21 protein-coding genes are annotated in these 26484 nt (G+C 35.5%); 13 read left to right on the plus strand and 8 right to left on the minus strand.

Features of this window, described 5'->3' with window-relative positions:
• Positions 1 to 47: 47 nt before the first annotated feature.
• On the minus strand, positions 48 to 614 hold the full coding sequence (locus AC07N0_RS04825; protein WP_309921626.1) for an anthranilate synthase component II: 567 nt from the start codon (positions 612 to 614) through the stop codon (positions 48 to 50).
• A gap of 122 nt (positions 615 to 736) precedes the next feature.
• Positions 737 to 2161, minus strand: coding sequence for an anthranilate synthase component I family protein (locus AC07N0_RS04830; RefSeq protein WP_494588307.1), 1425 nt, complete (start codon positions 2159 to 2161; stop codon positions 737 to 739).
• Between the two features lie 375 nt (positions 2162 to 2536).
• Between AC07N0_RS04830 and AC07N0_RS04835 the strand changes: the two genes are divergently transcribed.
• Positions 2537 to 3259 carry a DoxX family protein gene (locus AC07N0_RS04835; protein WP_494588308.1) on the plus strand — a complete coding sequence of 241 codons (723 nt, stop codon included), beginning with the start codon at positions 2537 to 2539 and terminating at the stop codon, positions 3257 to 3259.
• A 67-nt stretch (positions 3260 to 3326) separates the two neighbouring features.
• On the opposite strand, the gene AC07N0_RS04840 is transcribed toward AC07N0_RS04835, so the two are convergent.
• Positions 3327 to 3677 carry a winged helix-turn-helix transcriptional regulator gene (locus tag AC07N0_RS04840; protein WP_494588309.1) on the minus strand — a complete coding sequence of 117 codons (351 nt, stop codon included), beginning with the start codon at positions 3675 to 3677 and terminating at the stop codon, positions 3327 to 3329.
• An 89-nt stretch (positions 3678 to 3766) separates the two neighbouring features.
• On the opposite strand from AC07N0_RS04840, the gene AC07N0_RS04845 reads away from it, so the two are divergent.
• Both AC07N0_RS04845 and AC07N0_RS04850 read left to right on the plus strand, forming a co-directional pair.
• Complete coding sequence (locus AC07N0_RS04845; RefSeq protein WP_494588310.1) at positions 3767 to 4585, plus strand: SDR family oxidoreductase; 819 nt, start codon at positions 3767 to 3769, stop codon at positions 4583 to 4585.
• A 323-nt stretch (positions 4586 to 4908) separates the two neighbouring features.
• Positions 4909 to 6102 carry a hypothetical protein gene (locus tag AC07N0_RS04850; protein WP_494588311.1) on the plus strand — a complete coding sequence of 398 codons (1194 nt, stop codon included), beginning with the start codon at positions 4909 to 4911 and terminating at the stop codon, positions 6100 to 6102.
• A gap of 99 nt (positions 6103 to 6201) precedes the next feature.
• On the opposite strand, the gene purB is transcribed toward AC07N0_RS04850, so the two are convergent.
• Positions 6202 to 7548, minus strand: coding sequence for an adenylosuccinate lyase (gene purB / locus AC07N0_RS04855; protein ID WP_494588312.1), 1347 nt, complete (start codon positions 7546 to 7548; stop codon positions 6202 to 6204).
• A gap of 255 nt (positions 7549 to 7803) precedes the next feature.
• Between purB and AC07N0_RS04860 the strand changes: the two genes are divergently transcribed.
• The 3 genes from AC07N0_RS04860 to AC07N0_RS04870 all read left to right on the plus strand — a co-directional run bounded on the left by AC07N0_RS04860 (position 7804) and on the right by AC07N0_RS04870 (position 9997).
• On the plus strand, positions 7804 to 8847 hold the full coding sequence (locus tag AC07N0_RS04860; RefSeq protein ID WP_309921611.1) for a sensor histidine kinase: 1044 nt from the start codon (positions 7804 to 7806) through the stop codon (positions 8845 to 8847).
• A gap of 100 nt (positions 8848 to 8947) precedes the next feature.
• Positions 8948 to 9457, plus strand: coding sequence for a lipocalin-like domain-containing protein (locus AC07N0_RS04865; RefSeq protein WP_494588313.1), 510 nt, complete (start codon positions 8948 to 8950; stop codon positions 9455 to 9457).
• Positions 9458 to 9574: 117 nt separating this feature from the next.
• Entirely contained in the window at positions 9575 to 9997 is a 423-nt protein-coding gene (locus AC07N0_RS04870) for a hypothetical protein (RefSeq protein ID WP_494588314.1), read from the plus strand.
• A 157-nt stretch (positions 9998 to 10154) separates the two neighbouring features.
• Here AC07N0_RS04870 and prfA read toward each other — a convergent pair whose 3' ends face one another.
• The gene (gene prfA, locus AC07N0_RS04875) at positions 10155 to 11231 is read right to left on the minus strand and encodes a peptide chain release factor 1 (RefSeq protein WP_492801087.1); all 1077 of its coding nucleotides are present in this window, start codon (positions 11229 to 11231) and stop codon (positions 10155 to 10157) included.
• Between the two features lie 228 nt (positions 11232 to 11459).
• On the opposite strand from prfA, the gene AC07N0_RS04880 reads away from it, so the two are divergent.
• Both AC07N0_RS04880 and AC07N0_RS04885 read left to right on the plus strand, forming a co-directional pair.
• Positions 11460 to 11726, plus strand: a complete 267-nt coding sequence (locus tag AC07N0_RS04880; RefSeq protein ID WP_492801088.1) for a hypothetical protein — start codon at positions 11460 to 11462, stop codon at positions 11724 to 11726.
• Between the two features lie 158 nt (positions 11727 to 11884).
• Entirely contained in the window at positions 11885 to 12463 is a 579-nt protein-coding gene (locus AC07N0_RS04885; protein WP_494588315.1) for a hypothetical protein, read from the plus strand.
• A gap of 118 nt (positions 12464 to 12581) precedes the next feature.
• On the opposite strand, the gene AC07N0_RS04890 is transcribed toward AC07N0_RS04885, so the two are convergent.
• Entirely contained in the window at positions 12582 to 13022 is a 441-nt protein-coding gene (locus AC07N0_RS04890) for a hypothetical protein (RefSeq protein ID WP_494588316.1), read from the minus strand.
• Between the two features lie 291 nt (positions 13023 to 13313).
• Here AC07N0_RS04890 and AC07N0_RS04895 point away from each other — a divergent pair, with 291 nt between their 5' ends.
• Both AC07N0_RS04895 and cobA read left to right on the plus strand, forming a co-directional pair.
• Positions 13314 to 15419: a ferredoxin-like domain-containing protein gene (locus tag AC07N0_RS04895; protein ID WP_494588317.1), complete on the plus strand. Its 2106-nt coding sequence runs from the start codon at positions 13314 to 13316 to the stop codon at positions 15417 to 15419.
• A gap of 90 nt (positions 15420 to 15509) precedes the next feature.
• The gene (cobA, locus tag AC07N0_RS04900; protein WP_494588318.1) at positions 15510 to 16301 is read left to right on the plus strand and encodes a uroporphyrinogen-III C-methyltransferase; all 792 of its coding nucleotides are present in this window, start codon (positions 15510 to 15512) and stop codon (positions 16299 to 16301) included.
• A 70-nt stretch (positions 16302 to 16371) separates the two neighbouring features.
• On the opposite strand, the gene ruvB is transcribed toward cobA, so the two are convergent.
• On the minus strand, positions 16372 to 17397 hold the full coding sequence (gene ruvB / locus AC07N0_RS04905; protein ID WP_494588319.1) for a Holliday junction branch migration DNA helicase RuvB: 1026 nt from the start codon (positions 17395 to 17397) through the stop codon (positions 16372 to 16374).
• Between the two features lie 239 nt (positions 17398 to 17636).
• Between ruvB and AC07N0_RS04910 the strand changes: the two genes are divergently transcribed.
• The 3 genes from AC07N0_RS04910 to AC07N0_RS04920 all read left to right on the plus strand — a co-directional run bounded on the left by AC07N0_RS04910 (position 17637) and on the right by AC07N0_RS04920 (position 25237).
• Positions 17637 to 18341, plus strand: coding sequence for an MIP/aquaporin family protein (locus AC07N0_RS04910; RefSeq protein WP_494588320.1), 705 nt, complete (start codon positions 17637 to 17639; stop codon positions 18339 to 18341).
• A 300-nt stretch (positions 18342 to 18641) separates the two neighbouring features.
• A complete protein-coding gene (locus AC07N0_RS04915) occupies positions 18642 to 21755 on the plus strand; it encodes a PAS domain S-box protein (protein ID WP_494588321.1) in 3114 nt (1037 codons plus the stop codon).
• Positions 21756 to 22051: 296 nt separating this feature from the next.
• Positions 22052 to 25237, plus strand: coding sequence for a PAS domain S-box protein (locus tag AC07N0_RS04920; protein WP_492801096.1), 3186 nt, complete (start codon positions 22052 to 22054; stop codon positions 25235 to 25237).
• Positions 25238 to 25264: 27 nt separating this feature from the next.
• Here AC07N0_RS04920 and AC07N0_RS04925 read toward each other — a convergent pair whose 3' ends face one another.
• The gene (locus tag AC07N0_RS04925) at positions 25265 to 26428 is read right to left on the minus strand and encodes an acyl-CoA dehydrogenase (protein WP_494588322.1); all 1164 of its coding nucleotides are present in this window, start codon (positions 26426 to 26428) and stop codon (positions 25265 to 25267) included.
• Positions 26429 to 26484: the final 56 nt, after the last annotated feature.

Raw genomic sequence — 26484 nt, forward strand, 5'->3', positions numbered from 1 at the left:
ATTCGCTGTTAGCAATGGGCAATCAGCTATGGTTTATTTTTTTCGTATTAGATTTTAACCCAGTTCTCTACCATTTTCACCCCATATTCGGTAAGATAAGCCTCTGGGTGAAACTGCACCCCTCTTACATCATAAAGCGAGTGTGCTTCCGCCATTACATAGCCTTGTTCGTCGAGTGCTGTTACTTTTAATTCAGCAGGCATGGTCTCTTTTACGACCGTCCATGAGTGATAGCGACAAACGTTTACTTCATTTGGTACTCCTTGGAAAAGAATCTCTGATGGCTCTGTAATGATACATTTAGTCGTTACACCATGCAATACATCGCCCATGTTGTGCAATTTTGCACCAAAGGCTTCTCCAATGGCTTGATGCCCAAGGCATACTCCAAAAATAGATTTTGTGGGTGCATATTCACGGATGACATCTAATAAAATACCTGCTTCTTCGGGAATACCAGGGCCAGGCGAAAGCAATATTTTATCGTATTTACCTACCTCTTCTAATGAAATTTTATCATTGCGGAATACATCCACTTGATTGCCTAAATCTTTTAAGATATAGACTAAGTTATATACGAAGGAATCGTAATTATCAAGGACTAATATTTTCATGGTTGTATTTTTTAGCTATCAGCTTTGAGCTATGAGCCTTGAGCTGCATTCTTATTTTAATTAAACGGGAAGAATAAATCTTTTCAGCTGATTGCTCAAAGCTCATCGCTGATTGCTACTATCTATATTCCCTCCGCCATATCCAAGGCTTTTCTTAATGCGCCTAATTTTAATTTGATTTCTTGCATTTCGTTTTCAATCACCGATTTGGCTACTACACCCATTCCTGCTTGGTAATAAAGTGTATTGTTTTTACTCATGAAAGTACGAATAGCGATGGCATGATTAAAGTTTCCTACAAAATCCATGTAGCCAATTGCTCCACCATAAATATGACGATTCACATTTTCTAAGCGGTTAATGATACTCATAGCATTATGTTTAGGAGAACCTGAAAGCGTTCCCGCAGGGAAAGTATCCGCTACTAATTGCAAGGGATTTGTACCCACAGTCATTTTACCTGTTACCTTAGAAACCAAGTGGATAACGTGTGAGTAAAACTGTACTTCTTTAAAGGTTTCTACCTTTACTACGTCAGAGCTTCTTGACAAATCATTTCTTGCTAAATCTACCAACATGACGTGTTCAGCAGATTCCTTAGGGTCAGCTAATAATTCACGTGCCAATTCTGCATCTTTTTCATCATCGCCCGTTCTTCTAAAAGTACCTGCAATAGGATGAATTTCTGCCATTCCATTTTTTATGCCGATTTGTTTTTCGGGCGATGCACCAAAAATTCTATATTTTTCATAATCAAAATAGAACATATAGGGCGACGGATTGATAGAACGCAAAGCACGATATACCTGAAAATCATCTCCTTCAAAAGTACGACTAAAACGACGAGAAGGCACTATCTGGAAAACATCTCCGCGTAAACAGTGTTTGATACACTCTTGGATAATCACCCGCATTTCATCATCCGTATAATTAGTAATTTCTTCTCCCGTTAATTTGAATGACTTTGTAGCATAATGAGGCATACTTAAAAGCATTTCCAGTGATTCTAGCCCTTTTACACTATCCGTATTTTTTCTTTTTTCTCCTTCATATTGATGTTCGTAGAGGAACATCTCATCTTTAAAATGATTAATCGCTATTACATAACGATAAACATAGTAAATGATAGAAGGCATTTCAGTATTTTCGTTTTTCTCCTGTATCTCAATATCTTCAAAATACTCTACGGCATCATAAGCAATATGTCCAAACATACCATTGGCCATCGGCGCATAATCAGGTTGACGTTCCCATTGAAAACGATTGGCAAAATCCATCAAGGCTTTTACGGCATCCTTGCGGTGATTCAGTCTGAAAGTTTCCGTTGTACCATCTGGAAAAGTTTGGGTAACTACATCATTATCGACAATAATACTTGCTACAGGGTCGCAAGCAATATGGCTATAACCATGTTCTTTTCCATGATAATCGGCACTTTCTAAAATAACCGAATTTTTGAACTTATTACGCAATTTCAGAAAGATTCCAACTGGCGTAATGGTATCGGCTAAACGTTTCTTTTGGGTTGTTTTTACTGAAAAAGTCATGCTTAATTAGTGATTGTTTGAAAGAGCAAAACAAAAAAGGCTTACTGGTTGAACAGTAAGCCTTTCGTGAAGAAAAATATCTTTATCGAAAATACATTATGATTCTGTTCAACGGACGTTTGCCAGTTGCCACCACCATGAAGTATTTTTGAATGTTGTTGTCATTTTTGTGCATTTGATTTCACAAACTTAGTATTTAAAAATTAGATTCAAAAAATATTGTAGAAAAAATTATGGAAATGAGATTTCAGAAAGCTTAATGTATTGTTTTTCTTCACACATTTGAGTCATAAAAACATCTTTGTTCACACAAAAGTAATTGGGCACAATTAAAAATAAGTACATTTGAAAGCTAACTAAAACGTTTAAATATCCATGAATATCTCTGCAAAACTTGACCAACTACATTATCAGGCAAAGACAAATAAATGGCTTCGGTATTTTACTATTTTTAATCGCATTGCCTTGGCTACGGGGTTTATTCCTTCGGGTTTTGTGAAAATTATAGGGGAGAGATTTACGTCATTATCTGTGAATCACCCAATGGGAAATTATTTAGAGGCACTACACCACACAGGTTATTATTACACATTCATTGGCGTTGTGCAAATAACAGCTGCCATCTTATTGTTAATCCCACGAACGGCAACTCTCGGAGCTGTTCTTTATTTTCCTATCATCTTAAATATTACTATTTTATCATTTGCCGTGCGTTTTGATGGCTCTCTTTTCTCTTCTCCCTTAATGGTATTGGCTAACTTGTATTTGCTTTGCTGGGATTACGACAAATTAAAATATATCCTTCCTTTCAAACACCCAACTACAATACCAAGTAACCTGTCCAAAGACTATACTGTGAGCAATAAGTTTCCAATTGGCTTTTTTGCAGGTGCTTTTACTACTGTTGTGGTATTAGGATTAATATTGTTTAATCTTTATGAGATAAGACCTTTCAACACATTAGGAGATTGTCAGACGCAATGCAAGGATAGTAGTAATCCTGAGGCGTGTGAAAAATTTTGTGATTGTATTCATACGCAAGGACAGCCCCTTGAAAAATGTTTAGAAGAATACAATAGGGCTAAGGCAAAGCTGTGAGCAGTGAGCTTTGAGCTAAAATTAAATCTCCTCGGTTTTTGGCTTTTTTATCCTCCTCCTTATATCATTAATCCTTCATGATATATGCTCGGTGTTGTTTGCCCCATTTTATCATTTCTAGAATGATTGGCCCAAACGATTTACAATAGTCTGTCGATTCATATTTAACCGAAGTTGCTGAATCCTCAGATACCGTTCTTTTAATAAGTTTGTTCAACTCCATTTCTCTTAATTCTCTCGACAACATCCTTGTGGTAATATTCGGAATACTCCGTTGAATTTCCCGATAACGGTTGTTACCATTGCAAATAGCGTTAATGATGGGCAAGCGCCATTTTCCACCCAGTACGTATATAGTGTCTTGTAGTGCCTGTATTTCTTCTTTAGCGTTTCTTCCTCCTTGTTGTGTTGTTGCCATGATTATTTGTATTGGTATACTCTATTATACTGGTTACAAAGTTATACCAAATCGTCATTACTTTTGCGATGTAAACAAAAAATAAAACAATGACTAAAACAATTTTTATTACGGGAACAAGCTCAGGTTTGGGCAAAGCAAGTGCCATATATTTTGCTGAACAAGGATGGAATGTAGCCGCAACAATGCGTACGCCAGAAAAAGAGACGTTACTCACGCAATACGACAATATTCAACTATTCAAGCTTGACGTAACTAATCTCGAACAAGTAAAAACAGCTACAGAACAAGCCATAGAAGCCTTTGGAAAAATAGATGTAGTAGTAAACAATGCTGGGATGGGCACTTATGGGGCTTTGGAACTAGCCAAAGAGGAGGATATTGACTGGCAGTTTGCCGTAAATACAAGAGGGCCAATCAATGTTATCAGAGCATTTTTACCGCATTTCAGACAACAAGGAGAAGGAATGTTTATTAATGTAAGTTCGTTTATGGGTATCACTACCGCCTTACCGCTAGGGTCGTTATATAATATGTCAAAATTTGCTTTAGAGGGCTTAAGCGAAGGGTTGTATTATGAATTAAAATCACTAAATATTGATTTACGTTTGATTGAACAAGGAGGGTCTACTGACAATAATTTTGTTGAAAACATTAGATGGAACAATAATCCTGAAATTACAGCTTATGATGCTTTAACAAAGAAATTAAATAATGCTTTTGCCAATGTAGATAATAGTATGAAAGACAAAACGTTGGACATCGTAAAAGTAATTGCTGGGCTTGCCAACAGAGAAAACAATGCCTTTAGAAATGTAATAGGGGACGTTGGGAATGGTTTGATGGCGTTAAGAAACTCAATACCAATTGAAGAGTATCTTGAAAAAATATATGCTCCTTTTGCGTAGAAATACCTTTAGATCGTATCAGATAAAAGCTATTATATTCACAAACATTAAATAGACACAAATCAATAGCTTTTACAGTATAATAAACTTTCTGGAAAGAGTTTTATAATTTTTTGCGGAATTGGGTAAATTATCTGAAATTGTGCGACTAAATATATACTATATAATTTCTATAGAAAAAGTATGATATATATATTCAAGAATCACAAATCTAGACTATGATACCCAATTCCTTTAACAAAAAATATATTTTTGTTTTACTATTCTTTTCATTCACAAATCAATCGATTGCCCAGCTAGCAGATAGTTTATCTGAGCATTTCTTGTTTAATATCGAATTGCGCCCAAGAGCAGAGTACACTTACAACTATACTATTCCGCCTAACGACTTAGCCGAGCCTTATTTCTATATTGCTCAAAGAAACAGATTTTCCATGATGTATTCAAGAAAAAAATGGTTGATAAAATCTGACTTACAGGAAATTCATCTATGGGATAAAACAAACAATTCTTCTAAAGTTGGAAGTATTAATTTTTACCAATTATATTTTGAGAGTACATTTAAGTCTTTAAATTTTCGGATAGGAAGACAAGGTGTTTTATTAGACAATGGTAGGGTTTTCTCTGACGCACCTTGGTCACAACAAGGGAGAGCTCACGAGGGAATACGATTAATGAAAAAATTAAACTCTATTTCAAACGATTTTTTCTTTTTATTTACTCGGAAATACGGTAATCTTTTTGAATCTGCTTATTCACCTGTTTCAGCTCATCGTTACAAATACCTCTTAATAAATCATTTCAGTTATAATTCAAATAACTTATTTTCATTTAACTCTATTAATGCTATTGATTTTCTTGAAAACTCAAATCAAACATATGCACGTGCAACCATAGGAGGAAGGGCTGAGCTTAAGAGCAAAAAATGGTATTATACTACAAACGCTTATCTTCAGTTTGGACATAATCCGCAAGGTAAAAAGTTACTAGCTTACTATATACAACCAGAAATTAGATTATCTATGAGTAAGTCTATCTGGCGTTTAGGAATGGAGATTCTGAGTGGTAGTAGCCCCAACTCACCAATTAATTATTCTGGTGATTTTGATGTATTATATGGTGTGGCGTGGAAATTTATGGGAAACATGAATGTCTTCACCCGTTTCCCAAATGATGTGAATGGAAAAGGGTTAGTGAATCCATATTTATTTGTGACGATTCCATTCAATAAAAAAATATCACTTCGTTCAGACTTTCATTTATTTTACACACAGTATCCTTTGTTAAATACTGAAGGACAAGCAATAAATAAGTTTCTTGGTTTTGAAAACGACATTTCTTTAAAATATATTCCTAATAAAAATATTGAGGTCAACTACGCCTTTGCGTTTTTAAATTCTACTGATTCAATGAAATACTTACCCAAAATTCATGATGAGAACAAATTGGCCGTTTGGAGTTATTTGATGGTTTCTTATTCTTTAAATGCGTTAAATATCAAGCATTACCAACATTAACAGACATAACACTACAACTGTAAAATATTACTTATACCCCCAAAAACTAAAAAAAGCTTTAAGCAAATCGCCTAAAGCTTTCTTTAAATATTTATTTGATTACTCCAAAACCCCCACATAATTGAATGGCGTAATTCTTCTTAATTCATATTTTACTTTATCACTGATTTCTAAACTATCAATAAATTCAGAAATTGTTTTTTCTGTGATTTTATCATTCTTACGTGTCAATGCTTTCAAGGCTTCGTAAGGTTGTGGATAGCTTTCTCTTCTCAAAATCGTTTGAATTGCCTCTGCCACAACCGCCCAATTGTCTTCCAAATCAGCATTGATGGCTTCTTGGTTCAATTCTAATTTATTCAAACCACGTAGTAAAGCCGTCAAAGCAATTAATTGATGACCAATAGGTACGCCCAAATTTCTTAATACAGTTGAGTCTGTTAAATCTCTTTGCAAACGAGAAACAGGCAATTTTGCGGCTAAAAACTCATACAGTGCATTAGCAATACCCACGTTTCCTTCTGAATTTTCAAAATCAATCGGGTTTACTTTATGTGGCATTGCTGACGACCCAACTTCACCCGCTTTGATTTTTTGTTTGAAATAGCCCATCGAAACATACGTCCAAACGTCACGGTCTAAGTCTAACACGATATTGTTCAATCGTTTTAAATTATCCATTAAAGCCGCTAGGTTATCGTAATGTTCTATTTGTGTGGTGTATTTGCTACGCACCAAACCTAATGAGCTTACAAATGAATTACCGAATGCAATCCAATTGTTTTCTGGGTAAGCTACGTTGTGTGCATTGAAATTTCCTGTTGCTCCGCCGAATTTTGCCGAATATGGAATCGTTTTCAATAAATCCATCTGGCGTTCCATTCTTTCTACAAACACCATAAACTCTTTGCCTAAACGTGTAGGCGAAGCAGGTTGTCCGTGTGTATGTGCTAACAATGGTATATTTTTCCATTCTTCAGCCAAGGCCTCAATCTTAGCAATTACTTCTTCTAATTTTGGCACTAATACTTCGTTCATTGCTTCTAACAAAGACAATGGAATGGCAGTATTGTTAACATCCTGAGAGGTAAGTCCAAAATGAATAAATTCTAGGTATTCATTGATACCGAATTTATCTAGTTTATGTTTGATAAAATATTCAACCGCCTTTACATCATGGTTCGTTACTTTCTCGGTTTCCTTAATCCAAAGGGCATCTTCTTCAGAAAAATTAAGATAGATGTCGCGCAAGGCAGAAAATAAATCTTTATTGATTGATTCTAATTGAGGCAAAGGTATTTCGCAAAGTGCAATAAAGTATTCAATTTCAATACGAACACGATATTTGATCAATCCAAATTCAGAGAAAAAAGGAGCAAGGCTTTCTACTTGCTTGCGGTAACGCCCATCGATGGGAGAGATTGCGGTTAATTGATTGAGTTGCATTTTTAATGAGTGATTGAGTGATTGAGCCATTGAGCGACGATTCCAACTCAAAATTCAATCCCCTCAAAATGTTTAAGGAAAGAACAAAGGTACAAAAGAATTATTGAGCTACGATTTAGGAAATCATTTTCGTATTCATTTTCATAAATTTAATACGAATTATCGCTAAAAAACACCAAACTTGCATATTGATTGATGCTTTTATTGCTTTAATTGAGCACAAATTATATTTTTTAAAACGAATTCGGCTTTGTCATGCTTCTGAATCCCAAATTGTTAGCTACTTTATTGGCTATCGTTATTGCAGCATTTATTACTTCGTTCCTTTCTTTTCTGCCAGAATCGAATGGTAATGTTTTATTTGTCAGTTTTGTTGCTTCGTTGATTGTAGCAGGAATTCTTATCTACTTCGTATTAGATTATTTGGTTTTTCAAGAAATCAATAAGATGTATGATTCTATCAATCGACTGAAAATCAAAGATTTTGGTGTATCTAGAAAGAAGTTATATAAAAATAATAATCCCCTCAAGAAACTGAATGACGAGTTGTTTGTGTATGTATCCAAAAAAGAGCAGGAAGTAACCGAACTTAAGCGTCTGGAAAAGTATCGTCGTGAATTTCTAGCGAATGTTTCACATGAATTAAAAACGCCGATTTTTGCTGCACAGGGCTTTGTACACACGTTGTTGGATGGTGCGATGGACGATGAAAATGTTCGTGAACGCTTTTTGATAAAGGCGGCTAAAAGCTTAGATGGACTGGATATTCTGGTAAAAGATTTATTGACGCTTTCGCAAATGGAAACAGGCGACATCAAAATGCACAGAGAGCGAGTGGATATTAAACAAATAACCAAAGAAGTATTTGAACAACTGGAAGGCAAGGCAAAAGCTAAAAACGCTACCTTACAAATTAAGTCGCCACAGCCGCTGGTTTGGGTAAAAGCAGACTCGCAACGTATTGGACAAGTAATAACAAATTTGGTAGAAAATGGCATTAAATACGGCAATGAAAACGGGACAGTTATTGTAAATTTTGAAGAAGACAAAAAAGACTGGAAAATATCCATTAAAGACAATGGCCCGGGTATCGCTCCAGAACATTTAAATAGAATTTTTGAGCGATTTTATAGAGTAGACAAAGCCCGCAGTCGCTCGGATGGGTCGTCTGGCCTAGGTTTAGCCATTGTAAAACACATTTTAAATGCCCATAGAACCAAAATTTCAGTAGCCTCAAAGCCAGAAAAAGGTACAACCTTTTCGTTTAAATTAGAGAAATCAGAGGTTGTAACTACCTAATTTAAAAAATTAAAAATATGTTTTTTACAATAACTCCCCTATTAAAAGCTAACTTTGCATCAGTTAAACACAACAATTTTAAATATACTTAAAAACACTTATGAAAAACTCACACTCACTCCTAATTCTTTTCCTATCAATTTTCTTAATTACATCATGTAAGGACAAAGACGAAGTTGTTGCTTCAAGTAGCCTTGTAGTTGGCAAATGGAAAGTATCAACTCTTAAAGGTTCAGTTATAGCTTTAGGTACAACCGAAAACTATAACGAAGATTTAAGTGCTGAAAACATGGTTTATGAATTTAAATCAGATGGTACATTTACGGGTACTGGTCAGGTAGATTTTACCTCAGACAATAACACAGTAGTTGCAACGCCCATTAATGGCACCTATGTAGTATCAGGAAGTGAAATTACTTTAAACTATACTAACCCTACTACCAAAAAAGCTGTTAAAGAAATCTATTCTGTTGCAGTATCAGGCACTAAACTAACATTTGGTTTAACATTAGACTTGCTTAAAAAAGCTTATGCTAACGACCCTAATTCTTTAGCGGGTTTATCTCTTATCAGTGCTTTGAATTTGACTATTGAAATGAATAAGCAGTAATACCTCCTTATGTTAACAAAAAATCCACTTCTATGAAGTGGATTTTTTGTTAACATAAGGAGGTATTTTACAATGCTATTATTCCTTGTTTCAATGTCTCTACATTTTATTTATAACATGAAACGAAGAAAATTTCTTGGTACTCTTGGCATATTGCCATCCATACTTTTTTCCTGCGGGAAAGATGAATTTCCAGACCGTCCAACTATCATTACTGGAAAAGTAATTGATGAAAATAATATGCCCGTCGTAGGCTTGAAATTTCAATTTGGTGCAGATTATGCAAAGAGTCTTTTTTATCGTATCTCTATATTCAATGTAATTGGAGAAACTAATAAGGATGGTATTTATACTATTTCACACATGGTTGACTATGGACTAACAACATTCAAACCATTTAGTGACACAAACTATGATTTAAATAGTCAATATAATATCTACGTTTGGCAAAATAATAAATATGAAAAAGTAGGGAATCCTGTCGGGCCAATAATTAATGGTGAAACAAACACTTTTAACTTTCAGCTTAGAAAAATGTAACTAAAAATGACAAAGCCCCAAACTCACTTATAAAAGTGAATTTGGGGCTTTGTTATAAAAAAATATTAAATTGCTGTTTATCAATTTTCACAACTCACAACTCACAACTCACAACTCACAACTCACAACTCACAACTCACAACTCACAACTCACAACTCACAACGCTCCTGCTCCCTCTTTCAATTTCTCAGCGTTTTCTGCAATTCTAAGTTGTTCTATAAAATCACCAATTTCACCATCCATTACCACTGGTAAGTTATAAACAGTATACCCAATACGGTGGTCGGTTACTCTACCTTGTGGATAATTGTAAGTACGGATTTTATCAGAACGGTCACCAGAACCAACCATCGAACGACGGTCGCCAGCAATAGATTCTTGTTGTTTGGCTAATTCAATATCATAAAGTCTCGAACGTAAAACGGTCATAGCCTTTTCAAAGTTTTTAATCTGTGAACGCTCATCTTGACACTGTACCACTAAACCAGACGGTAAGTGAGTAACCCTTACGGCAGAATAAGTTGTGTTTACCGACTGCCCACCTGCACCAGACGAACAGAATGTGTCTTTACGAATATCGTTCATATTAATCTGTACGTCAACTTCATCAACCTCTGGCAAAACAGCTACAGTAGCTGCCGAAGTGTGGATACGTCCTTGAGATTCTGTAGCTGGTACACGTTGCACACGGTGAACACCTGATTCAAATTTCATTTTGCCATATACATCTTCTCCTTGAATGTTAGCAATGATTTCTTTGTACCCTCCCGATGATGCTTGGGTATAGTCCATCAATTGAAATTGCCATCCTTGGTTAGCACAGAAACGTTGGTACATTCTGAATAGGTCTCCGGCAAAAATCCCTGCTTCGTCTCCTCCCGTTCCAGCACGAATCTCCATGATAATGTTTTTAGAATCGTTCGGGTCTCTAGGAATCAACATTTCCTTGATGACTTTCTCGTATTCTTCTTTCTGAGGTAACAATTCTTCTAATTCCATTTTAGCTAAAGCACGAAATTCTTCGTCTTTTTCTGTAGCTATTACGTCTTTTGCCCCTTCAATATTCGAGAGGATATTTTTGTACTCATTATATTTTAAAACGATCTTTTCAAGGTCTTTATATTCCTTACTGATTGTTTTATATTTCTTCATATCCGATACTACTTCGGGTTGCGTCATTTGCTGAGCAACCTCTTCAAATCTTTCACGGATGGCCTCTAATTGTTCTAACATATTTTTTCTTATTTCGGAAAGTTCAACAGCTTGATATTAGCAATTATAACCGAATAATGCGGCTAACTAAAAATCAGGGTGCAAAGATACAAAATTCTTTATATTGAATGGGGGTAAATGTTTATCTGATTGTCTTTTGCTTAGATACCCAAGTAAATAGCGCTACACTTATATTAAACCTTTTTCGTTATTTAATCTCTAAGTACTATAATTTAAACTCCAAACGTCATGAAAAAGCTAAAAATTCATAAAACATTTCAATTGCTTTTTTTGTCATTAGCAATTATTTTGTTGGTAGCGTCTTGTGGGCCATCTTATGTTCGAGTTGATAGTCGCCGCCCTAATCCATACAGGTATGGTTATACATATCCAAATTATCCTAGATACCGTTATGTAGTACCTCCGCCAAGGCGAGTAATAGTAGTACCAAGAAATGTTCCGCAAAGACCATATCATGGTAACGGACGATACAATGGGAGAAGAGGACGAAACTAAAATTATCCAGAGAAATAAAAGGAAGTCGTGATGTTTATCACGACTTTTTTCATGTTTCAGCCTTATCTTTACACAAATTTAGCAGATTACTTTCCAAAGACAATATGAAACAGCAACATCCATATTTTACTTTTTTTACAACAACCTTTTGCTTGTTTATGATGGCTAATCTCTTTTTAAGCAGTTGTGATTTTAAGCGAATCGATACTACAGCCGCTGTTAAAGAATTACATGAACGAGAAGTAAAACGCATTACCCCTGGGCAGTTTACGGCACAAGTAGACGAATGGGGGAGTGTTATTGTGAAGAAACTCAATGCTGATTTAGCCAAAAACCTACAAGATGCTACCTTGAAAGACTCGCTAGCGAAAGCATATCGCGTAGAAATTACTTCGGGAAGCCCCTTGAGATTAAAGAATCCTGCTTGGGATAAGAAAATCAATGAAACGCTAGATGCTTATCAATATAATGTAGCACATAACATTGCTCAAATTGATAATATCCAAAAATCTGAAGACGAAGCATTCTTTTATTATACCTCACCCATTAAAGGCAATCAGTCTTTAACAAAACTTAGCAAAAAGCAATTAACTGATATTGGCAAACAAGCTAAATTGGATAGTTTGGAGTTGAAAAAAGAAGGGGATTTTCTGGGATTATGGGTTATTAAATTTTCAAAGAAAGAGGTAGTAAGACTAGCCGACCCAAAACATTTGAAAGTATTAAGTGAAAAATAGCAAAGCCTGATTAACCAAAAGGGGTATCCAAATAAATTTGGATACCCCTTTTGGTTAAATTATTATTTTGGTATGTCGTTAAGCTGTCTAATCACACGTTACCCTCTCCTGATTTAAATTATCTACGACGACGTCTCTTTGCTTTTACTTTCCTCGTGCTTTTTGTAACTTTCACCACCTTGGGTCTAGTCTTTTCTTCTAACTCCATAATTATCGAAGCTGCATTTTCTTTGCTCGTTTCATAAGCATCATTCAATACTTTATTAGAAGCCTGTAGTTTGGTATAATCTTCTAACAAATGGTTATATTTTAAAACGATTGGCTCTATCACCTCTTTAAAGTCTGTTTGGCATTTCACCAACTCTTCGTCTTTCTTTTTACTTTGACCTTTCAACGTAAAGTTCAAACTACTTAATTCGGCATTCTCTTCATGGAGTTTTGAAAGTTGAATTCCTTGTCGACGATATTGGTCTTGTAATTCAACAAGCTTCTTTGACTCAGTACAAGCAAAAAGGCTAATCGTTAGAAAAGCCATCATAACAAATAAACTTTTTTTCATTTTTATATTTAGGGTTAATTTGCGTCTAATAGACCTACAAATATAGTATAATTCTCATTAGTATTTTATTGTCATATTAATAGCTATTGCAACCAAAGACTATTTGTTAATTTTTAGAAAGCCAATAATTATGAATGCTTTAGCCACGAAAACAAACATTTTTTTATAAAAAAACCTTGATTGCCGAACTTTCTTGATTAATTTTGCCTTAAATCTATATAATTAATAGAGTAATAGATGTGCTTTTGACTTCTCCTTTGGAGGGAAAAAAGGCGAAAACGACCAGATATCATGCAAAGTTTCAGAACTGAACTCGAAAATCCACTTGTAGAGAAAGATATTATTGACTTGGCTCGCAAAATAGAATTATTCCGTGAAGGGAAAATTCACGAGGAAAAATTCCGTAGCCTTCGTTTGGCAAGAGGTGTGTATGGCCAACGCCAACAAGGTGTACAGATGGTTCGTATCAAGCTGCCTTATGGAAAAATGACTTTCAAACAGTGGAAACGTATTGCTGATATTTCAGATGAATATTCTACAGGAAATCTTCATTTAACTACTCGTCAGGATATACAAATTCACTTTGTTTCTTTGGATAGAACACCTGAATTATGGTCGAAATTAGAAGAAGACGATATCACGCTTCGTGAGGCTTGTGGAAACACTGTTAGAAACGTAACGGCTTCACCTTCTGCAGGTATTGACCCTAAAGAGCCTTTTGATGTTAGCCCTTATGCAGATGCTACTTTCCGTTATTTCTTAAGAAACCCGATTTGTCAGGAAATGGGTAGAAAGTTTAAAATAGCTTTTTCAAATACCGACGAAGATACTGCCTTAACTTATATGCACGACATGGGTTTTATTCCTAAAATCCAAGATGGGCAACGTGGTTTTAAAGTAGTATTAGGTGGAGGATTAGGAGCACAACCAATGTTGGCTAAAACGTCGTTTGACTTTTTGGCTGCTGACCAAATCATTCCTTTCTTAGAAGCAACATTAAGAGTGTTCGACCGTCACGGTGAAAGAAACTCTCGTCATAAAGCACGTATTAAATTCTTGATTCAAAAAATTGGTTTTGAAAAACTAACTGAATTGATTCAAACAGAATGGGTAGCTTTAAAAAGCAAATCGGTTGAAGTAGATGTAGAAGCAGGCAAATGGACTGTAACAGCGGATGAAATGCCTTCTAAAACTGCTTCAGAAGTAACGATTACCAATCAAGAAGCTTACGATTTATGGAAAGCAACCAATACTTTTGAACAAAAGCAAGCTGGTTTCTATGGCGTGTATGTAAGAATCCTGAACGGAAATATTCACTCAACTACTTCACGTTCTTTAATCGAACAATTAGACGGATACATTGCTGATGACGTAAGAGTAACCATCAACCAAGGTTTGATGTTGAAATTCGTTCCAGAAGCTAATCTACCTTATGTATATTCAGTATTAGAAGCCCACGGTTTTGCAGCGGCAGGTGCTAATTCAATGGCAAACATTACAGCTTGCCCTGGAACAGATACTTGTAATTTAGCGATTTCAGATAGTACCAACATTACTTCTAAACTAGAAGCTGTTATTACAGAAGATTTCCCTGAATTGATTCATAATAGCGATATTAAAATCAAAATTTCTGGTTGTATGAATTCATGCGGACAGCATGGTATGGCGAATATTGGCTTCCACGGTTCGTCTCTGAAAGCGGCTGATAAGCGTGTTTTACCTGCCCTACAAGTATTATTAGGCGGTGGAACAGTAGGCGATGGCGTTGGGCGTGTGGCTGATAAAGTAATTAAAGTGCCTTCAAAACGTGGTCCACAAGTATTAAGAGTAGTATTGAATAATTATGAAGAAAATGCCCTAGAAGGTGAATACTTCAATAATTATTATGACCGCCAAGGTGAAAAATATTTCTATAACTTGTTGAAACCTGTGGCTGATTTAACTACGTTGAAAGAAGATGATTTTATTGACTGGGGTGCATCTGAACAATTCCAAACCGAAATTGGTGTTGGTGAATGTGCCAGCGTAATTATAGATTTAGTAGCAACATTATTGTTGGAGTCTGTTGAGAAAATGGAGTGGACAAGAAATGCTTACAATGAAAATCGTTTGGCAGATTCAATCTACCATGCTTATAGCGTGTTTGTGAGTGCGGCTAAAGCTTTGTTGTTAGACAAATCAGTAAGTGCGTCTACACAAAGTGGTGTAATTGACAAATTTGACGAGCATTTTGTGGCAACAGGTGAAATTTCTTTGAGTGGTCAAACATTTAAAGAATTGGTTTTACAAATTAATCAAAACGAACCTTCACAAGAATTTGCAACCAAATATGTAGAAGATGCTGAGGCGTTCTTGGCATTGGCAAAAGCTTATCGTGACCAATTGACTTTGGCATAATTTACCTTATTTGAAATCAATCATCAATGGTGAGTGGATAGGCGTTATTCTGAGCCCTATTTATTCACCATTGTATTTATATAGATAAAAATGACTGGTTTAGAACATTTCAATACTTTAGACCCCAAACCTAAGCTAACAGTAGTGGGTGCAGGGCCAGGTGACCCAGATTTGATAACTGTTAAAGCCATCAAGGCTTTGAAGGATGCAGATGTGGTGTTGTATGATGCTTTAATTGCTAATGAATTATTAGATTATTGTAAGCCCGAAGCAGAAAAAATATACGTAGGCAAACGTCCGGGTGAAAGCCATTCCCAAGATGCCATCAACTTTTTGATTGTTGAAAAGGCGTATATGTATGGCCATGTTGTACGTTTGAAAGGCGGTGACCCGTTTATTTTTGGACGTGGCATGGAAGAAATAGAATATGCAAAAGGCTTTGGATTAGAAACGGCATACGTTCCGGGGATTTCATCATCGGTCGCGGCTGCGGGTTATGCCAATATTCCTTTGACTACCAGAGGCGTAAGTGAAAGTTTTTGGGTAGTTACAGGCACTAAAAGTGATGGTTCATTATCAAATGACTTATTGATGGCTTTACAAACAAGTGCTACAATTGTTGTACTGATGGGTATGAATAAGTTGAGCATGATGGCTGAAATTTGCAAGACGATAGGAAAGGGAAATCTCCCAGTTGCCATCGTACAAAACGGTACTAGCAGTCAGCAAAAAGTGGGCATTGGGGTAGCAAAAGACCTCAAAGAAATTGCTGAAAGCAATCAATTGTCAAATCCAGCCGTCATTATTTTGGGCGAAGTAGTAAAATATGCAAGCTTGACGGAATTATCGACATTATCAAACAATACTAATAGTAATCTGTAATCATATTATCACAAAAAAATCTCTCAACACGCCAAAAAGCATATTGAGAGATTTTTTTTGTGTAATAGTTTTAAAACAATTCTCCAGTGCGGTATTTAGGCACAATGCCCAAATGTACATAGGCTCGTTCTGTGGCTTCTCGTCCGCGGGAAGTACGTTTTAAAAATCCTTCTTGAATCAAAAACGGTTCATATACTTCCTCAATGGTTTCAGCTTCTTCTCCACAAGCCGTAGCAATGGTTGATAATCCCACGGGGCCACCTTTGAACTTTTCTACAATCGTTGTTAAGATACGAATATCCATTTCGTCTAGCCCATTTTGGTCAACATCCAACGCTAGCAATGCCATTTCTGCAATTTCTATCGTAATGATTCCTTTCCCTTTTACTTGGGCAAAGTCACGTGTTCTCCGCAACAGGTTATTGGCAATACGCGGTGTTCCTCGACTACGGCGAGCAATCTCAAAAGCTCCTGCTTCGTCAATAGGCGTATTCAAAATCTGAGCTGAACGCTTAATGATACTAGTTAATAACTTAGCATCATAATATTCTAAGCGACAGTTAATGCCAAACCTAGCTCTTAGGGGCGAAGTAAGCATCCCTGCACGAGTAGTCGCACCAATTAACGTAAAAGGATTAAGCGAAATCTGCACACTTCTGGCATTTGGGCCAGAGTCTAACAGAATGTCAATCTTATAATCCTCCATGGCTGAATATAAGTATTCCTCCACGATAGGATTGAGCCTGTGGATTTCATCAATAAACAATACATCAAAGGGCTGTAAGTTGGTTAGCAAGCCTGCTAAATCCGAAGGTTTGTCTAATACAGGCCCAGAAGTAATTTTGATATTGGCTTTTAGCTCATTGGCAACGATGTTGGATAAAGTGGTTTTCCCTAACCCTGGAGGGCCGTGCAAAAGAACATGGTCGAGGGCTTCTTCTCGTAAACGAGCAGCCGTTACAAATACCTGTAGGTTTTCAAGTACTTTATCCTGTCCAGCAAAGTCATCAAAAGACAGCGGTCTTAGTGCTCTTTCGATTTCTTTTTCCACCGACGAAAGTGTTTCTTTATTTCCTTTTAAATAATCTTCTCTCATATGTTGATGGAAGCTAATTGAAAAACAGTTGGCTATAATCTTATGTTTTTCAATTAATTCCCTTTGATTGATTCATTCCGAATGTTCAAAAATACGCCATTTTCTAATCTGATAAAAACATTCTGAAAAGGCTTTAGCTTTTAACCTTTTTTGAGCATGATATTAGAAAATTTTACCTTAATTTGTACAATTATTTCTTGACAAAAAACCATTAATTATATTAACTTATAAATTTAGCAATGAATTCAGCACTTTTAGGTGAGTTTGTCGGTACGGCAGTATTAATTTTTTTAGGGAATGGTGTTGTCGCCACTGTATTATTAAAAGGCTCAAAAGGTGAGCACGGCGGTTGGATAGTCATTACAGCAGGTTGGGCTTTTGCAGTAACAATGGGTATTTTTGTTTCTACTAAATTTGGAAGCCCAGCAGCTCACTTGAATCCAGCTGTTACGATTGCCGAAGCTGTAAAGTCTGGCGATTGGTCCAATGCCGTTGGGTTCATCATTGCTCAAATTTTAGGCGCATCCCTTGGTGCTACTTTAGTGTGGCTACAATACTTACCACACTGGGCTATTACTGACGACAAAGGCTTGAAACTAGCCTGTTTCAGTACAGCACCAGCTATTAGAAGTGTCTTTCCCAATTTTCTTGCTGAATTGCTTGCTACCGCAGTAGCCATTATTGCCTTGGGGTCATTTGGTACTATTGAAACAGGCTTAGGGCCTTTTGTCGTAGGGATTTTGGTTTGGTCAGTCGGACTTTCTTTGGGTGGAGCAACGGGTTATGCCATCAACCCTGCTAGAGATTTAGGTCCCCGAATAGCCCATGCTATTTTACCCATTGCAGGCAAGGGTTCTTCTGATTGGTCTTATGCGTGGGTACCTATTGCGGGACCTATTGCTGGAGCCATAATAGGTGCTCTAATTTTAAATTGTATAAAATAAACTTTGCTTGGTAATTCTTGTTATTTAATGTGTGGCTCAATTTATGCTATCAATTATTATAGGTTATTTTCTTATGGTAATTTCGTAAAAGATAAAATATTGATTATTAGCTAGAAGGTATTCCAATCAACATATTATATTTTTATATCATTGGTCTTTTGTTTTATGTAAGATTGATAAAAAAGCATTATCTTACTGTAATAATTTTCAATCAACCTATTCTTTCAAATTGAATAAGAAATTATATAGTTTTCTGCTAAAAATTTATTTGCCTGACCATTAATTAGTAAGATGAAAAACATGTTAAAAGACGAAGTACAAAGCAAAAATTTTGAAGAGTTTAGTCATCTTACAAATTTGGCTTCTTTACTTTGTGATGTGCCTTTGGCCTACATAACACTTTTTGATGAAAATTTAGCATACCCTACTAACACGCCTCATATTGATAGTAACGAGCAATCGTTTGCATCAAATTTATTATTACTTTGTAAAGAAGTAATCAAATCAAAATCAAGTATTATTATTGAAGATACCCTAAAGCATCCATCTTTCTTTAGTGGTATATTACCATTTGCCGAAACTGCGATACATTTTTATGCAGGTTTTCCGATAAATAATGCACAAGGTAAAACCTTGGGAGTTCTTTCTTTATTAGGATATGAAGCAAAAACACTAGGTAAGAAGCAGGAGGAAGCCATAGAAAGTTTGTTAGCCGAAATTGCTAATAAATTCACCAATAATACAGTGCTTGATAGTTATCATTCTTTTGTTAAAAGTTCGCCTGATTTAATTGCGACCTTAAATACGGACTTGAAATTCACTAATGTCAATACTTCATTCCATCAATTGTTAGGTTGGCAACATAACGAAATTATAGGAAAATCGATAGATGAGTTAATTCATGCAAACGATAAAATAGCAAGCATCAATACCCTAAAAAATATTTTATTTACTGATGGTTCTGGTCAGCTTATCAATCAAATTAAAGCGAAAGAAGGTGGCTATAAAACAATTGAATGGTTGGTGCTTTCTAGTGCCAATAGCAGTTTAAATATCTTTGGTAAAGACCATAGTAAATTACAACAAAGTGAACTAAATGTTGCTAGACTTACTGAAGTACTGGATGTTACTAATAATGTAGCACGTATTGGTAGATGGGAAATAGATATAGAGAAAAAGGCTTTCTTTTGGTCGGCAATTACGCGAGAATTACACGAAGTTGAACCTGATTATGAACCTACTTTTAAAGAATCATTGTATTTCTTTAGAAATGGCAAAAGTAGAAAGGCTATTATAAGAGCCATTATCAAAGCCGTTAAATATGGCGATGATTTTGACTTAGAGGTACAAATCATTACACAGAAAGGTTTAAAAAAATGGGTAAGGGTTACGGCAAAAACCATTATTGAACAGCATAAATGTGTTCGGTTGTATGGTACTTTTCAAGATATTCATGAGAAAAAGGTAAAGGATAAACAAATATCTTTGAGCGAAGAAAGGTTCAGACAAACCTTTGATAATGCTGCAACAGGTATGTTTATTGCCCAACTTGCCACGAGTACATTTATCGAAGTAAACGAGGCTTTTTCGGCCATTACTCAATATGACAAAACAGAACTTTTGTCATTAAATATCAGAGACTTAATACATCCTGATGATTTAAAGATGAGTGATGATTTCTTTTTAAAACTCTTGTCAGGAGTATCGTCAGTTATCTCTTTTCAGAATCGTTACATTACTAAAAATAAAACAAACGTTTGGGTTGAGCTAGTAGCAACCATCGTCAGAGACCATAAAGGCAAGCCCCTTAATGTAATTGGGCAAGTACAAGATGTTAGTGCTAAAAGAACGTGGGAACGCAAACTGTTATTGAGTGAGGAAGAACACCGAGGTTTCTTTGAAAACTCACAAGGATTGATGTGTACGCATGACCTTGAAGGAAACTTTCTCACTGTTAACCCCGCTGGGGCAGCATTATTAGGTTATACGACGGAAGAATTCTTGACCAAAAGTCTATTTGATATTACTCCTGAAAGGACTAAAGATAAAATACAAAGGTATCTTGAAACAATTGCGATCAATCATTCATACAAAGGATTAGTAAAGGTTGTTCATAAAAATGGGTCGTTTAGAACTTGGCTATCAAATAATGTACTAGCTGAATTATTGGATGGCAGAAAATATGTTATCGGAAACTCTGTCGATATGACAGAACGCATTAAAATGGAGCGTGAGCTAATAGGTGCCAAAGTATCGGCAGAGAGAAACGCCCATGCTAAGGATGTTTTTCTAGCCAATATGAGCCATGAAATACGCACGCCGATGAATGCCATTACAGGTTTTGCTAATCTATTAAAAGAAACCAAATTAGATTCTGAACAAAAAGAGTTTGTATCAAATATTAATACTGCGGCAGAGAATCTTTTAGGAATAATTAATGACATTCTGGATCTTTCTAAAATTGAATCGGGTCATTTAATCATAGAGTCTGTTCCTTTTAATCTTCATGAGTTGATTAAAAATGTAAAAGCAGTACTTACTTATAAAGCACTTGGCAAAGGGTTAGAATTAGATTGCTTTGTTCCTGATAATATTCCAGTAACCGTAATCGGAGACCCTACAAGGCTCAATCAAATTTTTTTAAACCTTACCAATAATGCTATCAAGTTTACCGAAAATGGTTCGGTAAAACTAGTATTGGAATTGCAATCAGAAACAGACGAGGAATATTCAATTTTATTTAAAATCATTGATACGGGTATCGGAATACCTCAAGATAAACAAGTCATCATTTTTGATCGTTTCGCGCAGGCAAATTCAGATACTACCCGAAAATATGGTGGAACAGGCTTGGGATTAAGTATCTCGAAACTATTAATAGAAAAACAGAAAGGCAATATTTTTGTACAAAGTGAGCCAGATAAAGGGTCGACGTTCTATTTTAACCTAACTTTTAAAAAGGTAAACGATACTGTAGTCTTTAAACAAGAAACACATCTCTTGCCGATAGACCCTACTCATAAAGTAAAAATATTATTAGCGGAAGACAACGTATTGAATCAAAAGCTTGCATTGAAAGTATTAGAACGATTTGGCTTTTTTCCTGATTTGGCTGAGAATGGAAAAATAGCGGTGATGAAGGTACAAAAGCAGGAATATGATGTAATTTTGATGGACTTACAAATGCCTGAAATGGACGGGTATCAAGCGACAAGTTATATTAGGAATACGCTTAAAAATAATACGCCCATTATTGCCCTGACGGCACATTCATTAATTGGCGAAAAAGAAAAATGTATGGCCGTTGGTATGAATGATTATATCACTAAACCTTTTTCACCAAAAGATTTGTTCAATAAAATAGTTGGCTTTATTAATGTTAAAGTACATGATAAAGTAAAAGTGTTAGGATAAAATTTTATACTGTGTTTAAATGGCATGAATAATGCTAGTATTGACATAGGTTTTTTATCAAAATTTGACCATCACTAAAATGAAGAGTAGTTAATAAATGATATGAATCTTTGTTCATAATTTTTTAGCGTAAACAGCAAATTAATTTTTGTTTTTTTGCATAAATTTCTTTGCAAAATACGAAGTCATACGTTGGAATAGTTACTATTTTTGACTAATTGTTAGTACAGTTTGATACTATTTACTAACAATATCCATTGTCGACTCCTTATTATTTTATTAAATATACTTCGATCATGGAGAAAAATGTATTACCCATACCAGCAAATGAAGATTTGCGGTTAAAGGCATTAGATGAGTATAATATACTTGATACTTTGCCCGAAGAAGAGTTTGATAGGCTTACAAAATTAGCATCAGTAATATGCGGAGTACCTATTTCTTTGATTTCGTTAATTGATAAAGACAGACAATGGTTTAAGTCTAATGTAGGTTTAGACGCTAGCCAAACAGCTAGAGATATTTCATTTTGTCAGTACACTATTGTAGGAGATACAATTTTTGAGGTAGAAGATGCCCTTTTAGATGATAGATTTAAAAATAATATATTAGTTAATGAATACCCCAATATTAGATTCTATGCGGGTTATCCCCTGATTGACCCTGATGGATATGCCCTTGGATCGCTCTGTGTCATTGATGATAAAGTAAAAAAACTCAATGAAGATCAGCAATTAGCATTAACAATTCTAGCGAAGGAAGTAGCGGCACAGCTTGTGGCGAGGAAAGAAAGAATGGTGCTTAAAAACTACGAGAAGCTATTCTTAGAGTCGAGAGACATGATTTGTATTGCAAAAATTGAAGGATATTTTAAAAAAATAAATCCTGCATTTTGCAAAACGTTAGGATGGGATGATGTGGATTTAATTGATAAATCATTTTTTGATTTTATACATCCTGCTGATATTGAGGCAACAAAACAGGAAATTGATAAACTAGAAGAAAATACTACTAGTTCATTAAACTTTACCCATCGTTTTAAAACAAAGCTAGGCGGTTATAAATTCTTGGAATGGGTAGCTACGCCAGATAGAGAAACGGGAACAATTTATGCCATTGCCAGAGATATTACTGACTATAAAAGACTAGAAGTTGAAGTTGAGAAACTTTCTGAAATTCAGAATATTATTTTGGATGGTACAGAATATTCCATCATTTCTGTTGACCCTCATACTAGCGTCATTAAAACATTCAATCGTGGTGCTGAATTGATGTTGGGCTATAAAGCCGAGGAAGTGATTGGTAAAGTTACCCCTGAAATTATTCATGATAAAAGCGAAGTAGAAAAGCGAGCCAAAACGTTATCAGAAGAGCTACATACCACGATAGAACCAGGGCATGAAGTATTTCATGCGAAGGCTAGATTGGGAGTGGCAGATACTAACGAGTGGACTTATATTAGAAAAGATAAATCTAGATTGACAGTAGAACTTTCGGTTACTTCTTTAAGGGATAACCAAAATGTAATTACTGGTTTCATGGGAATTGGAAAAGATATTACTGAGAAAAAAGTTTGGGAAAACCAACTTTTAATGAGTGAAAACAGACACAGAGGTTTCTTTGAAAATACACAAGGACTAATGTGTACGCATGATATTCATGGTAATTTTCTGACGATAAATCCAGCAGGAGCAGATTTAATAGGCTATACAAAAGAAGAAGTGTTGGAAAGAAGCCTATTTGATATTGTTCCAGAATCTTCTATCAAGGGCGTAAAAATGTATCTTGAAGAGATTACAACTACTGGCAGGAGTAAAGGATTAATGAGGGTAATTCATAAAAATGGTTCGCATAGAACATGGTTATATAATAATGTACTCTCTGAGCTTATTGATGAACAACAATACATAATTGGAAATGCTGTAGATATAACTGATAGAATTCTGATGGAAAAAGAATTAATAAAAGCAAAAGAAACGGCTGAACAGAATGCCCTTGCGAAGGATACGTTTTTGGCTAACATGAGCCATGAAATTCGTACGCCCATGAATGCTATTATTGGCTTTTCTAATTTATTGAAGGATACCGAATTAGAAGAGGAACAACGTGATTATGTATCAAATATCAATATCGCCTCTGAAAACTTGTTGGGAATTATCAATGATATTCTAGATATTTCAAAAATTGAATCAGGGCATATTGTTATTGAAAAAATATCTTTCAATATTAAAGATTTGTTGAAAAATGCCAAAGCTGTTTTAAATCATAAGGCCAAAGAAAAAGGGCTGGAATTAAGCAGTATTATTGACGATAATATTCCTACGTTTGTTATTGGTGACCCTACGCGTTTGAACCAGATTTTACTGAACCTTACGAACAATGCTATTAAATTTACTGAAAAGGGTAGAGTAAAGATTTTGGTTGAGTTAAGTAAAGAGTCTTCTACAGAATGTGTAATTTTGTTTAGTGTCATGGATACAGGTATAGGTATCGCAAGTGATAAACTAGATTCTATTTTTGATAGGTTTACACAGGCTGATAGCGATACTACCCGAAAATATGGTGGAACGGGCTTAGGCTTGAGTATCTCAAAATCATTAGTAGCACTCCAAGAGGGTAAGCTGTGGGTGGAAAGTATCCCAGGAAAAGGGTCAACGTTTTGTTTTAGCTTGCCATTCGGTATTGATGTGAAAGACAAAGCCAATGACAATGATGCTAAAAACTCCGTGTTTAAAAGCGAGCGACCAATAAAAGTACTTTTGGTAGAAGATAATCCTTTGAATCAAAAATTAGCTTTAAAAGTACTCTCTAAGTTTGGTTTTGATGCTGATTTAGCTGAAAATGGAAAAGTTGCTACTGAAAAGGTACAAATAAACGAATATGAAGTAATTTTGATGGATTTACAAATGCCCGAAATGGATGGGTATCAATCTACTGAATATATTAGATCACAATTACATATAAACACGCCAATTATTGCAATGACTGCACACTCATTGGTTGGAGAAAAGGAAAAATGTATTTCGATTGGTATGAATGACTATATTCCAAAGCCTTTTGTCCCTCAGGAATTATTTGAGAAAATCATAAATTATGCAGAACTAAACGATCAAAACAAAGTTAGTACTATGGAAGAAAATCTAGATGGAATCGTGGATTTATCCTATCTACAGGAATTATCTGATGGGAACAAAGAATTTGAGCAAGAGATTATTGAGTTATATTTAAGCCAAATGCCTATTGAGTTTGATATTCTTAGAAAAGCTATCAGCGAAGTAAATTACCCCGGCATTAAAGCGACAGCTCATAAATTAAAATCTTCTTTCTCGTCAATGGGCGTCAATGAGGGTGGCATTTTAAAGTCACTTGAAAGCAAAGCTTTAGCCAAAGAAGATATTGAAATAATAAGAGCTGAGTTTGCTCAATTAGAAATTATTTTAGCAAAAGCGGTTAAAGTACTTCAGGGAATATTAGCAGAATAAAAAAAGGAGGGCGAAACCCTCCTTTTTCTATTTTAGAATTTCCCTAGCTATCACCATCTTCTGGATTTCAGAAGTGCCTTCATAAATCTGTGTTATTTTAGCATCTCGCATCATTCTTTCTACGTGATATTCTTTTACAAAGCCATATCCTCCATGTATTTGTACGGCCTCGATAGTAGTATCCATTGCTACCTGTGAACAAAATAGTTTCGCCATCGCTGCCGACTCTACGTAACTTCGATGCTGATCTTTATCAAAGGCGGCCTTGAAACAAAGTAAACGAGCGGCCTCAATACTAGTAGCCATATCAGCAAGTTTAAACTGGATAGCTTGGTGTTCAGCAATGGCTTTACCAAATGATTTTCGCTCTTTTGCATATTTTATAGATAATTCATAAGCTCCAGAGGCAATGCCTAAAGCCTGAGCAGCAATACCGATTCTACCGCCATTTAAGGTTGACATGGCGAATTTAAAACCAAAGCCGTCGTCACCAACCCTGTTTTCTTTCGGTACTTTCACGTCAGTAAACATCAAAGAATGCGTATCTGACCCTCGAATACCTAATTTTTTCTCTTTCTTACCTATCTGGAACCCTTCCATACCTCTTTCTACAATCAGACAATTGATACCCTTGTGCCCTAATTCTGGATGTGTTTGTGCCATTACTAGATATACACTAGCTCTACCACCATTGGTAATCCAGTTTTTAGTCCCATTCAAGAGGTAATAATCACCCATATCTTCTGCAATAGTATGTTGGGAAGTAGCATCAGAACCCGCTTCTGGCTCTGATAGAGCGAATGCTCCGATGATTTCCCCTTTTGCTAAAGGAATAAGGTATTTTTGCTTTTGTGCTTCCGTTCCGAAAGCCTCTAAACCATAACAAACCAAGGAATTATTCACAGAAACCATTACAGAAGCAGAAGCATCTACTTTAGATAATTCTTCCATGGCTAATACATAAGAAATAGTATCCATACCGCCTCCGCCATATTCTGGCGAAACCATCATTCCTAGAAAGCCAAGCTCTCCCATTTTTTTCACTAATTCTTCTGGAAAATATTCTTTTTCATCACGTTCAATTACTCCGGGGAGTAACTCTGTTTGAGCAAAATCACGAGCAGCTTGTTGTACAGCTAGATGTTCTTCAGATAACTGAAGATAAAAGCCTTGAAAGGTTGAATTACTCATGTTAAATAAAGTTTTAAATTTTTGAGATTAATACTCAAATATATAAAATAGTATGC

The sequence above is a fragment of the Arcicella sp. GW821-FHT09D11 genome (assembly GCF_059416265.1).

Coding starts and splice junctions, on each gene's coding strand:
- AC07N0_RS04895 (WP_494588317.1), top strand. CDS start 13,314: ATGCAAAGTTTCAGAACTGAACTCGAAAATCCACTTGTAGAGAAAGAT.
- AC07N0_RS04830 (WP_494588307.1), bottom strand. CDS start 2,161: ATGACTTTTTCAGTAAAAACAACCCAAAAGAAACGTTTAGCCGATACC.
- AC07N0_RS04865 (WP_494588313.1), top strand. CDS start 8,948: ATGAAAAACTCACACTCACTCCTAATTCTTTTCCTATCAATTTTCTTA.
- purB (WP_494588312.1), bottom strand. CDS start 7,548: ATGCAACTCAATCAATTAACCGCAATCTCTCCCATCGATGGGCGTTAC.
- AC07N0_RS04835 (WP_494588308.1), top strand. CDS start 2,537: ATGAATATCTCTGCAAAACTTGACCAACTACATTATCAGGCAAAGACA.
- AC07N0_RS04840 (WP_494588309.1), bottom strand. CDS start 3,677: ATGGCAACAACACAACAAGGAGGAAGAAACGCTAAAGAAGAAATACAG.
- AC07N0_RS04845 (WP_494588310.1), top strand. CDS start 3,767: ATGACTAAAACAATTTTTATTACGGGAACAAGCTCAGGTTTGGGCAAA.
- AC07N0_RS04920 (WP_492801096.1), top strand. CDS start 22,052: ATGGAGAAAAATGTATTACCCATACCAGCAAATGAAGATTTGCGGTTA.
- AC07N0_RS04915 (WP_494588321.1), top strand. CDS start 18,642: ATGTTAAAAGACGAAGTACAAAGCAAAAATTTTGAAGAGTTTAGTCAT.
- AC07N0_RS04910 (WP_494588320.1), top strand. CDS start 17,637: ATGAATTCAGCACTTTTAGGTGAGTTTGTCGGTACGGCAGTATTAATT.
- AC07N0_RS04925 (WP_494588322.1), bottom strand. CDS start 26,428: ATGAGTAATTCAACCTTTCAAGGCTTTTATCTTCAGTTATCTGAAGAA.
- AC07N0_RS04870 (WP_494588314.1), top strand. CDS start 9,575: ATGAAACGAAGAAAATTTCTTGGTACTCTTGGCATATTGCCATCCATA.
- ruvB (WP_494588319.1), bottom strand. CDS start 17,397: ATGAGAGAAGATTATTTAAAAGGAAATAAAGAAACACTTTCGTCGGTG.
- prfA (WP_492801087.1), bottom strand. CDS start 11,231: ATGTTAGAACAATTAGAGGCCATCCGTGAAAGATTTGAAGAGGTTGCT.
- AC07N0_RS04885 (WP_494588315.1), top strand. CDS start 11,885: ATGATGGCTAATCTCTTTTTAAGCAGTTGTGATTTTAAGCGAATCGAT.
- AC07N0_RS04825 (WP_309921626.1), bottom strand. CDS start 614: ATGAAAATATTAGTCCTTGATAATTACGATTCCTTCGTATATAACTTA.
- cobA (WP_494588318.1), top strand. CDS start 15,510: ATGACTGGTTTAGAACATTTCAATACTTTAGACCCCAAACCTAAGCTA.
- AC07N0_RS04860 (WP_309921611.1), top strand. CDS start 7,804: ATGCTTCTGAATCCCAAATTGTTAGCTACTTTATTGGCTATCGTTATT.
- AC07N0_RS04880 (WP_492801088.1), top strand. CDS start 11,460: ATGAAAAAGCTAAAAATTCATAAAACATTTCAATTGCTTTTTTTGTCA.
- AC07N0_RS04890 (WP_494588316.1), bottom strand. CDS start 13,022: ATGAAAAAAAGTTTATTTGTTATGATGGCTTTTCTAACGATTAGCCTT.